This window comes from Psychroserpens sp. (assembly GCF_034670085.1).
GTDB lineage: Bacteria > Bacteroidota > Bacteroidia > Flavobacteriales > Flavobacteriaceae > Psychroserpens.
Window position 1 is genome coordinate 114,177 of sequence record NZ_JAXMOD010000009.1, and the last position, 11,735, is coordinate 125,911.

Annotated in this window: 8 protein-coding genes; 4 read left to right on the forward strand and 4 right to left on the reverse strand. The window is 32.6% G+C overall.

Annotation, left to right across the window (positions count from 1 at the left end; translation table 11 throughout):
• Positions 1-9: 9 nt before the first annotated feature.
• On the reverse strand, positions 10-2,052 hold the full coding sequence (locus VOI25_RS14760) for an HDIG domain-containing metalloprotein (protein ID WP_323789858.1): 2,043 nt from the start codon (positions 2,050-2,052) through the stop codon (positions 10-12).
• 173 nt (positions 2,053-2,225) lie between these two features.
• Here VOI25_RS14760 and VOI25_RS14765 point away from each other — a divergent pair, with 173 nt between their 5' ends.
• Together VOI25_RS14765 and VOI25_RS14770 are read left to right on the forward strand one after the other, a co-directional pair.
• A complete protein-coding gene (locus VOI25_RS14765) occupies positions 2,226-3,404 on the forward strand; it encodes an acetyl-CoA C-acyltransferase (protein ID WP_323789865.1) in 1,179 nt (392 codons plus the stop codon).
• Between the two features lie 9 nt (positions 3,405-3,413).
• A complete protein-coding gene (locus tag VOI25_RS14770; protein ID WP_323789859.1) occupies positions 3,414-4,163 on the forward strand; it encodes a C40 family peptidase in 750 nt (249 codons plus the stop codon).
• A 48-nt stretch (positions 4,164-4,211) separates the two neighbouring features.
• On the opposite strand, the gene VOI25_RS14775 is transcribed toward VOI25_RS14770, so the two are convergent.
• Both VOI25_RS14775 and gyrA read right to left on the reverse strand, forming a co-directional pair.
• Positions 4,212-5,477, reverse strand: coding sequence for a tetratricopeptide repeat protein (locus VOI25_RS14775; RefSeq protein ID WP_323789860.1), 1,266 nt, complete (start codon positions 5,475-5,477; stop codon positions 4,212-4,214).
• Between the two features lie 31 nt (positions 5,478-5,508).
• Entirely contained in the window at positions 5,509-8,058 is a 2,550-nt protein-coding gene (gene gyrA / locus VOI25_RS14780) for a DNA gyrase subunit A (protein WP_323789861.1), read from the reverse strand.
• 257 nt (positions 8,059-8,315) lie between these two features.
• Between gyrA and VOI25_RS14785 the strand changes: the two genes are divergently transcribed.
• On the forward strand, positions 8,316-10,865 hold the full coding sequence (locus tag VOI25_RS14785; RefSeq protein ID WP_323789862.1) for an ATP-dependent Clp protease ATP-binding subunit: 2,550 nt from the start codon (positions 8,316-8,318) through the stop codon (positions 10,863-10,865).
• An 81-nt stretch (positions 10,866-10,946) separates the two neighbouring features.
• On the forward strand, positions 10,947-11,315 hold the full coding sequence (locus VOI25_RS14790; RefSeq protein WP_323789863.1) for a hypothetical protein: 369 nt from the start codon (positions 10,947-10,949) through the stop codon (positions 11,313-11,315).
• Positions 11,316-11,555: 240 nt separating this feature from the next.
• Here the strand turns inward: VOI25_RS14790 and VOI25_RS14795 are convergent.
• Positions 11,556-11,735: hypothetical protein (locus VOI25_RS14795; RefSeq protein WP_323789864.1), on the reverse strand; the 180-nt coding region annotated here is incomplete at its 5' end.

Sequence of the window (11,735 nt, forward strand, 5' to 3'; positions counted from 1 at the left end):
ATCAAAAATTTATTCTGGGTATTCAATCCTCAAATGGAAGATGTTGGCTAACTTAGTTTTAAGGACTTTCTTAATCATTTGAATTTCTTTAAACGTAATGTTTGCATTCAAAAATTGACCATCATCCATTTGTTTTGTGATAATTGACTCCACAAACTTGTCAATTTTCGTAGATGACGGCTCCTTCAAGCTTTTAGAAGCAGCTTCTACGCTATCACACATCATTAATATGGCGGTTTCTTTACTATATGGTTTCGGCCCAGGATATCTAAAATCATCAGCAGAAGTTGTGGCATCAAGCTCTTTCTCCTTCATATAAAAATAGTACACCAAACTAGTTCCATGATGCGTTCTAATAAAATCAATAACACGATCTGGTAATTTATTTTTCTTAGCAATTTCAATACCATCTATAACATGATCTATAATAATCTTTGCACTTTCACGAGACGATAGTTCATCATGAGGATTAATACCTGTTGCTTGGTTTTCTGTAAAATAAGTAGGTGATTTCATTTTTCCAATATCATGATATAATGCTCCTACTCTAACTAACATAGAATTGGCTCCAATTTCATTTGCTGAAGCTTCAGCTAAATTTGCAACATTTAATGAATGATGAAATGTTCCAGGTGCCTTATTTGAAAGTTCTTTCAGGAGCTTAGTATTCGTGTCTGTAAGTTCTAAAAGAGACACGTCAGATACCAATCCGAATAACTTTTCGTAGATGTAAATTAACGGCTGTACAAATAATGTTGCTAAACCACATAAAATAAAAAGTCCAAAAGTTTCTAATTTCAGATTTGTGATATTTCCTTCGTGAATTACAAAAAACGCGAAATAGGCTATAATATAAATAAGGGTTATTTGTCCGACAGAAATAAACAAATTAGCACGTTTATACAACTCAGATACAGTTAATATGGTTACAATTCCTGCAATAATTTGAAGAAACATGTATTCATAGCTATTAGGCACAATAAAACCTAATAACAAAACTGTCAGCACATGTGCAAACAACCCTAATCGCGCATCAAAAAACGCTTTTAAAACTAATGGAAGGATGCATAAAGGAATAACATAGACTTGCTTAGAGTTGTAATTTATGATTAAAGTTGTCAATAAAATCATCAATAAAATATTGAAGAAAATAAAAGTGACTTTAGTATTGTCTAAAAAGACTTCAATTCTATACTTCCGTAAAAACAGTAAAAGCATTAAAAGTGCTAAAGCAACAAGCAAAGCATAAGCAAAAATGACTAAATTATAATTTGAGGCATTCCAAACTTGGGATTCATATTCTGCTTCTAGTGATTTTAAAATATCATATTTACTTCCTTCAATAATCTCTCCTTTAGAAATAATCAAAGTTTCTTTTTCAATACTACCTCTAACAGTGGAAATACTATTTAGTTCTTCCTGTAAAGAATTATCTGTTAGAGAGGAATTAAGAGAAACATTTGGCGATATAATATCAAAAAACAAGGATATAAAAGTAGGCTCGTACGAAGAGAGGTTGTTATAAGTTAGAGCGTCTTCCAAAACTGTCCTAAATTCGTCAATTTTAGTTAATTGATTATAGGTTGTTTTAGAAACTTGCTTTTGATCTTCAACTAAAATCACATTTTTATCTTCAGAATACTTGTAATTTTCGTCAAGCACACCAAAGCTGTAAAGGCTTTCAATAGCTGACTTACCAACGTTGTATAAGGCTTTCTTTCTTGGTATGGTATCTAGAAACGTGTCTTCAAATTTATCATTGTACGTTTCTAATACCTTTGATTTTACTTTTGTATCAATATCAAAATAAATAGGACTGGCGTCTATTACTTCCTGTTCTTCAGTTTGAATTTCGTTAAGTGATTTTTTTATTGCAAAATCAAAAGGCGCATATAAGTTTTCGGATTGCCAAGGTTTTCCTTTATCAAAATTATATTTAAACTTTCCACTTTTTGGAAATAGATACACAATTAAAAATGTAGTACTTAAAAACAATAACACTTTATATAAAAGTGAATGATTTTTATACCATTTATTAATTAAGTCTTCCATCTTGTGTATTAAGGAGTTACAAACACCTATAAGATAATGAGTATTTGTATTAGTTTGTATTCATTCAAAAGTAATAAAATATAATAGATTAAACTTTTGATGTTCTCAATTTGATTGCAAAAAATCTATTAAAAATGATTAATTTTGCATCACATAACATAAATGGTATAGAAATGAGTAAAGAAGTCGTAATTGTCTCAGCTGCAAGAACTCCAATTGGAAGCTTTCTAGGCGCATTATCTACAGTTCCAGCTCCAAAACTTGGAGCGGCTGCAATACAAGGTGCTTTAAATAAAATCAATCTAAAACCTGAAATGGTCCAAGAAGTATTAATGGGTAATGTTGTTCAAGCTGGAACTGGTCAAGCTCCTGCAAGACAAGCAGCTATTTATGCTGGTATACCAGATACCGTTCCTTGTACAACTATTAATAAAGTATGTGCTTCAGGAATGAAAGCTGTTATGCAAGCTGCGCAATCTATCGCCTTAGGAGACGCAGATATAATTGTTGCTGGTGGAATGGAAAACATGAGTTTAATACCACATTATTATCACGCAAGAACTGGTACTAAATTTGGACCTGCAACAATGGAAGATGGTATGCAAAAAGACGGATTAGTTGATGCTTACGACAAAAATGCTATGGGAGTTTGTGCTGATGCATGTGCAACAGAGTACAATTTTTCTCGAGAAGATCAAGATGCTTATGCCATTCAATCATATAAACGATCAGCTGCCGCATGGGAAGCTGGCAAATTTGACAATGAAGTTATTTCTGTCGAAGTACCTCAACGTCGTGGAGATGCAATTATCGTTTCTAGAGATGAAGAATATAGTAATGTCAAAATGGAAAAAATACCTGCATTACGTCCAGCTTTTACAAAAGAAGGCACTGTAACTGCTGCAAATGCATCAACAATTAATGATGGTGCTGGAGCTATGGTTTTAATGAGTAAAGACAAAGCTGAAGAATTAGGGTTAATACCTCTGGCTACTATAAAAGGATATGCAGATGCGGCACAAGAACCTAAATGGTTTACTACTGCTCCTGCCAAAGCTTTGCCAAAAGCTCTGGATAAAGCAGGAATTTCTATTGATGATGTGGACTTTTTTGAATTCAATGAAGCGTTTTCAGTTGTTGGTTTAGCTAACATGAAACTTTTAAATCTTAACGATAGTAATGTAAATGTTAATGGAGGTGCTGTTTCTTTAGGACATCCGTTAGGTTGTTCTGGTGTTAGAATTTTGATTACTTTACTAAATGTTTTAGAACAAAATAATGCTCAAATTGGAGCTGCTGCTATTTGTAATGGTGGTGGTGGTGCTTCTGCATTAGTATTAGAACGCAATTAATATAATTTAATGCAATACGGAATTTGTAATCTGAGTATTGTTCCACTTAGAGTTGAACCTAATGACCCTTGCGAGTTAGTCTCTCAAGTACTTTATGGTGAAATTTTTAAAGTGCTAGAACATCGAAAATCTTGGAGCAGAATCCGTTTGGCTTTTGACAAGTACGAAGGCTGGATTGATAATAAACAATATTTAGAAATCACTGAAGATAATTACAAGTCCTTAAAAAGTGAAGACCATTTGTTGTCAACTGATTTAATTGAATATATTCAAGATGAAAATCAACAATTAATAACTGTTCCCTTAGGAGTATCTTTAAATGGGTTAGATTTATTAAATCATAGATTTGATGGACACTCTTCATCTCTAAAACAGCCTAAAGAAAACTTAATAAAAACTGCATTCACCTATTTAAATGCACCTTATCTTTGGGGTGGAAAAACACCATTTGGCATTGATTGCTCAGGATTCACTCAGATGGTATATAAACTAAATGGTTACCATTTATTGCGTGATGCTTCTCAACAAGCTAGCCAAGGTCTTGCTTTAAGTTTTATTGAAGAAAGTGAACCTGGTGATTTAGCTTTTTTTGATAATAATGAAGGACAAATTATTCATGTAGGTATTATTATGGAAAATAATTATATCATTCATGCGCACGGCAAAGTTCGTATAGATCGTTTAGATCATTCTGGAATTTACAATACTGATAGGAACGTACATACCCATAAACTTAGAGTTATTAAAAAAGTAATATAAAAAAAGCCACTCAGTTTGAGTGGCTTTTTTTATAGAAGAATGTCCTAATTATTCTTTAATCTTTTCTTTATACATTTTAGCTTTTTCAACATCTCCAATAGCCAAATAAATATTATTTAATTGCTGAAAAATACTATTACTTCCCGTAGGATAATTGTCTAAAAATTGAATTAAAATGTTTGCACCTTTCTCAAATAAATTGATTTTTTCAGCTTTTAGCTCATCATATCTTTTGAAATCAGCATCTGATGTTCCAAGAGCATTCATTTCTTCAACTAGGTTATTTCCTTGTTCAATATAAGTTGTAGAAATATTAATCGCTGCATCTTGCATTGAAGGGTCTAATTCTAAAGCCTTATTAAAAGAAGCTCTGGCAGTATCATATTCTCCTTCTTTCATAGTCATTACACCAATATTATATTGAAGAACTGCATTATCAGGATCCTTTAATGTAGCTTCTTCCATTAAACTCTTAAACTTGTCATTATTACCTAATCGTAATTCGATATTTGCTTCAGAAGTAATTAGAGATACATCATCAGGATTTTCAGCTCTAGCTTCTTTTATTGCTTTTGTTGCTTTTTCATCTTCACCTTTACTAATATAAATAAGAGCAATATTCTTAATAATCTCTCCAGATTTAGATTCCTTCTTTATTTCTTTCGGAACAATATGGCTTCCGAATCTCACAGCAAGGTCTCTCGTGTCTTTATTTTCAAATTTTTCAGATATTCCAGATTCTTTGTTTGTTGCTGAATATTCCATTTCAACACCTTCATAACCTAAATCTCTTAGTTCTTCATAAAACTTTAAGGACACATCAAAATCTTGAGCAGTTACTGCCATTGAAGCAGCATAATAAAGATATAATGTGTCTTTTGGAGACATTCGGTATGCTTTATTAAATCCATCTGAAGATTCCAAATAACGCTTTTCTTTTAAAGCATTATTAGCCTCAGCAACCAAATCACCAAGAATTTGTCTTTTTAATTCCGTCACTTCAGAAGAATACTTATCGTTACCAGCTTTAGATTCAATTTCTGTTACCATATTAAAACTTTCAACTGCCTTATTGGTATCATCATTAGATCCAGCTCCATTTGCAAATAAAGCTTGTCCTTTCAAGAAGTAGAACTTTGCTTTTGTTTTCTCATCAGCCGAGTCAATAAGAGACTCTGCAGATTGTATTGCAGCTTTTGCGTCTGCAAAATTTTTGTTTTTAATTGCTTTTTCAGCAGCTTTAAGTTCATTTTTCTGAGAAAATGAAAATGTACTTACTAAAAGTGCTAAAGCAATTATAATTTGCTTTTTCATTATTACTTTGTTTTGTTAGTGTTAATTATTATTATTCTTCTTCGTTGGTATCAAGAGTTGTGCCATCTTCATTAACATCTTGAATATCAATATTTTCATCGTTTAAATCATCTTCATCTTCATCTCTCATGACTTTAGCTACAGCTGCAATTGAATCACTTCCCTTAAGGTTAATCAACTTTACACCTTGAGTAGCACGACCCATTACTCGTAAATCATTTACTGCCATTCTAATTGCAATACCGGATTTATTGATAATCATTAAATCATCTTCATCTGTAACCGTTTTAATGGCTACTAAGTGTCCAGTTTTTTCAGTAATTGAAATGGTTTTAACCCCTTTACCTCCACGGTTTGTAATTCTGTAAACCGCTTCTCCATCTTCAGGATCATCAATATATGTTCTTTTTCCGTATCCTTTTTCTGAAACTACAAGTACAGATTCTTCTTGAGGGTTTTCAACAGCAACCATTCCAATAACTTCATCTTTGTCACTTGCTAACTTGATTCCTCTAACACCAGAAGCATTTCTTCCCATTGGACGAGTTTTAGCTTCTTCAAATCTAATGGCTTTTCCAGATTTAAGCGCAAGCATTACTTGACTATTTCCTGTGGTTAATTTCGCTTCTAACAATTCGTCATTATCCTTAATTGTAATGGCGTTAATTCCGTTAGTTCTAGGACGAGAGTACTGTTCTAAAGATGTTTTCTTAACCTGACCGTTTTTAGTTGCCATGATTACATAATGACTATTGATATACTCTTCATCTTTTAAATCTTGAGTACAAATGAAAGCCATGACTTTATCGTCTTGCTCAATATTAATTAGGTTTTGAATAGCTCTTCCTTTAGAGGTTTTACTTCCTTCCGGAATTTCATAAACACGCATCCAGAAACATTTTCCTTTTTGTGTAAAGAATAACATGTATTGGTGGTTTGTTCCAACAAATAAATGCTCTAAGAAATCTTCATTCCTAGTCGTTGATGCTTTTTGACCAACACCTCCTCTATTTTGTGTTTTGTATTCAGTAAGAGACGTTCTTTTAATATAACCAGCATGAGAAATAGTAATTACTACTTGCTCATCTGGAATCATATCTTCAATACTTAAATCTCCACCAGCATATTCTATTTGAGAACGACGATCATCACCATATTTATCTTTTACAACTAAAAGTTCGTCTTTAATGATTTCCATACGACGATCTTTCTTATCAAGAATATCTTTTAGATCTTCTATGGTTTTCATCAACTCTTCATACTCATTACGAAGCTTGTCTTGTTCTAGACCAGTTAACTGACGCAGACGCATTTCTACGATAGCTTTCGCTTGAATTTCTGAAAGCTCAAAACGTTCAATTAACTTTTCTCGTGCTTCATCAGCATTTGAGGATGCTCTAATAAGTGCAATAACTTCGTCTATATTATCTGAAGCAATAATTAGGCCTTCTAAAATATGAGCACGTTCTTCTGCTTTACGTAATTCATAAGTCGTTCGTCTTACAACTACTTCATGTCTGTGTTCCACAAAATAATGAATCATTTCTTTAAGATTCAATAACTGTGGACGTCCTTTAACTAAAGCAATATTATTAACGCTAAATGAAGATTGTAAAGCTGTATACTTATACAACATATTTAAAACGATATTTGGAATAGCATCACGTTTTAAAATATAAACGATGCGCATTCCATTTCTATCAGATTCATCTCTAATTAGAGAAATACCATCAATCTTTTTATCATTAATTAGGTCTGCTGTTTTTTTAATCATATCAGCTTTATTCACCTGATATGGTATTTCGGTCACTATAATAGTTTCTCTTCCTTGTACTTCTTCAATAATTGCCTTACCTCTCATGACAATTCGTCCACGACCTGTCTTAAAAGCTTCACGAACACCATCGTAGCCATATATTGTTCCTCCAGTTGGGAAATCTGGTGCTTTTATGTGTGTAATAAGCTCATCTATTTCAATGTCATTATTTTCAATATATGCTACTGTTCCATCAACAACTTCACTTAAATTGTGAGGAGGCATATTAGTCGCCATACCAACAGCAATACCTGATGCACCATTAACTAAAAGACCTGGAATACGAGTAGGTAAAACTGTAGGTTCTTGTAAGGTGTCATCGAAGTTTAATTTATGATCAACAGTTTCCTTTTCAATATCAGCCAGCATATCCTCAGATATTTTACGCATTCGTGCTTCTGTATAACGCATTGCTGCAGGACTATCACCATCGATAGAACCAAAGTTTCCTTGACCATCAACTAACATATAACGCAAGCTCCATTCTTGAGCCATACGAACCATTGCATCATAAACTGAGGTGTCACCATGTGGGTGATATTTACCAAGTACCTCACCAACGATTCTAGCCGACTTTTTGTGAGCTGTATTAGATCTAACACCTAATTCATGCATACCATATAATACACGTCTGTGAACTGGTTTTAAACCATCTCTTACATCAGGTAATGCACGTGACACAATGACTGACATTGAATAATCAATGTAAGCCGATTTCATTTCATCTTCAATGTTAATAGGGATCAATTTTTCTCCTTCTGCCATAAATAAAATTATTAGATTTTTTGTAGGTTTTCAAAACACGCTAAGATAACCAATTTCATAGGGTTTACAGAACTTATAAAACCCTTTTTTAATATTTTTTATTAACAAATTTTAATGCTTTTTTTTAATAAGTTAGTTGTTAAAAACTTTGATTTTGTAAAGTTTTTTTAGTCTATTAGACTATTAATATATTTTAAGGTATAGTTTTTGCCTTTATATACTTGTTTTTACTATTTTTAAAGCAGAAAGAGTTTATTATGGATGATAATTTTTCCCCAAGAGTCAAAGATGTAATTGCATTTAGCAAAGAAGAGGCGTTGCGATTAGGCCACGATTTTATAGGTACCGAACACTTAATGTTAGGATTACTTAGAGATGGTAGCGGAAAGGCAATAGATATTTTAAGCGCTTTAGATATTGACTTAAATCATTTAAGACGTAAAGTTGAAATTCTTAGTCCTGCAAACCCAAATATAACTGTAACCTCTAATGAGAAGAAAAACCTTCATCTCACAAGACAGGCTGAACGTGCTTTAAAAACTACATTTTTGGAGGCGAAACTCTTTCAAAGCACATCCATTAATACTGCACATTTATTATTGTGTATCTTAAGAAATGAAAACGATCCCACTACTAAACTTCTAAATAAGTTAAAAGTGGATTATGATAATGTTAAAGAACAATTCAAATTTATGATAACAAACGAAGATGATTATATAGACGAGCCAAAAGCAGAATCTTTTTCTGACGATGAGCCAATAGAAGACGACGAAGCAAAGCAAAACCCTTTTGGTCAAACAGGTTCAAAGTCTACAAAAAAGTCAAAAACACCTGTTTTAGATAACTTTGGACGAGATCTAACAGTTATGGCGGAAGAAGGCAAATTAGATCCCGTTGTAGGTCGAGAAAAAGAAATACAGCGTGTTTCTCAAATACTGAGTAGACGTAAAAAGAACAACCCATTACTTATTGGAGAACCAGGTGTTGGTAAATCAGCTATCGCTGAAGGTTTAGCACTTAGAATTGTTAAGCGTAAAGTCTCTCGTATTCTTTTTAATAAGCGTGTAGTGACGTTAGACTTAGCAAGTTTGGTTGCAGGAACAAAATACAGAGGTCAGTTTGAAGAGCGCATGAAGGCTGTAATGAATGAGCTTGAAAAAAACGATGACATCATTCTGTTTATTGATGAAATTCATACCATTGTTGGTGCTGGTGGCGCAACTGGAAGCTTAGATGCTTCAAATATGTTTAAACCTGCATTAGCAAGAGGGGAAATACAATGTATTGGAGCAACAACACTTGATGAATACAGACAATATATTGAAAAAGATGGCGCTTTAGAACGACGTTTTCAAAAGGTAATTGTTGAACCAACTACTGTTGAAGAAACGATCGAAATCCTTAATAACATTAAAGGAAAATACGAAGAACACCATAATGTTGATTATACAGATGAAGCCATTGAAGCTTGCGTTAAATTAACCAATAGATATATGACTGAACGCTTTCTACCAGACAAAGCTATTGATGCTTTAGATGAAGCTGGATCTAGAGTTCATATTACTAATATTGATGTCCCTAAACAAATCTTAGAACTTGAGAAAAAGCTTGAAGAAGTTAAGGAAACTAAAAATACCGTAGTCAAAAAACAAAAGTATGAAGAAGCTGCAAAGTTAAGAGATGACGAAAAACGTTTAGAAAAAGAATTAGCTATTGCTCAAGAAAAATGGGAAGAGGACACCAAACAACAAAGAGAAATTGTATCTGAAGATAATGTTGCAGATGTGGTATCTATGATGACTGGTATTCCTGTAAATAGAATAGCACAAACCGAAAGTAATAAACTAGCGCAATTACCAGAATTAATAAAAGGAAAGGTTATTGGTCAAGATGAAGCTGTTGCTAAGGTTGTAAAAGCTATTCAGCGTAATCGTGCTGGACTTAAAGATCCTAATAAGCCAATTGGGTCATTTATATTTTTAGGACAAACTGGAGTTGGTAAAACGCAATTAGCTAAAGTATTAGCTCGTGAATTATTTGATAGTGAAGATGCTTTAGTACGAATAGATATGAGCGAGTATATGGAAAAATTTGCGATTTCTAGGCTTATTGGAGCACCTCCAGGATATGTAGGATACGAAGAAGGTGGTCAACTTACTGAAAAAGTAAGACGTAAACCTTATGCCGTTATTCTATTGGATGAAATTGAAAAAGCGCATCCTGATGTATTCAATATGCTTTTACAAGTTCTTGATGATGGTTATCTTACTGATAGTTTAGGTCGTAAAATTGATTTTAGAAATACTATCATTATTATGACATCAAATATTGGTGCTAGAAAACTGAAAGATTTTGGTCAAGGTGTTGGTTTTGGTACTTCGGCTAAAGCCGCTCAGGCAGATGACAATAGTCGTAGTATTATTGAGAATGCCCTTAAAAAAGCTTTCGCACCTGAATTTCTGAATAGAATTGATGATGTAATGGTGTTTAATGCCCTTGAAAAAGAAGATATCAATAAAATTATTGATATTGAATTAGCATTCCTTATCAAACGAATTAAAGATTTAGGATATGAACTTAAACTTTCAAAGAAAGCGAAAGATTATATTGCTGAAAAAGGATTTGATAAACAATATGGAGCTAGGCCTTTAAAACGTGCTATACAGAAGTATATTGAAGATGCCTTGGCCGAAGAAATTATTAATTCTCAAGTACAAGAAGGTGATACAATAGTAATGGATTTAGATTCAAAATCTGATGAATTAACCATTAAAATTGAAAAACCAAAAAAGCATTCTGAATCTTAACTTTAAACATAATATTAAAACGTCTAGAAATATCTAGACGTTTTTTTTTGTTTAACAAGTTAGTTATTGTTAACTTTAGATATGACAGATGTTGTAAAATATGATTTTTGCACTATGCATATTTATGATAACCACATGATTGTTGTTATTAATGAAGGTGTTACCGTTACTCCAGATCATAATGCGGTTTTAATAAATGTTGCAGATACCTATTACAAGAATACAAATTTTGTGTATATCACACATCGACTTCATTCCTATGCTGTTGATCCAGCCATTTATAATGAAACTTCTAAAATTAAAAACTTAGCAGGATTTTGTGTGGTCTCTTCAGATTACAAAGCAAAACGCAATGCTGAGATAGAAAAACTCTTCTTAAATAAACCCTTTGAGATTTTTGATTCTATAGACGAAGCAACTACTTGGGCTGACTCTATTATTAACTCGTAATCAGGATTTACCTTTAAGCTTATTTGATATTTTCTCGATAACTTATTGCTCCCAATTTTATCTATTAAACAATCCTTCAAAAACCTGTTTAACTTACAATACTAACCAACTAAAACCATTCTTTTTAGTTTGTATTACACTTACCACTTATTAGACTATTAAATAAATAAAAAGGCAGCTATTTCTAGCTGCCTTTTATATATACCCTTAGGGAAGTCCCTAATTATTTACATCTATTTACTATTTACCAGAAGAAACAATCTTCTTAGTAACCGTACCTTGATTAGTGGTTAACTTCACATAAAATACTTGATTAGACGTTCTAGATAGATCTAATGTAGTTCTACCTTTTGAACCTGCAACATATTTAGAGTTAGTTTCTGATAAGATTAATAAACCTTTAGTATCAAAGAACTCAAT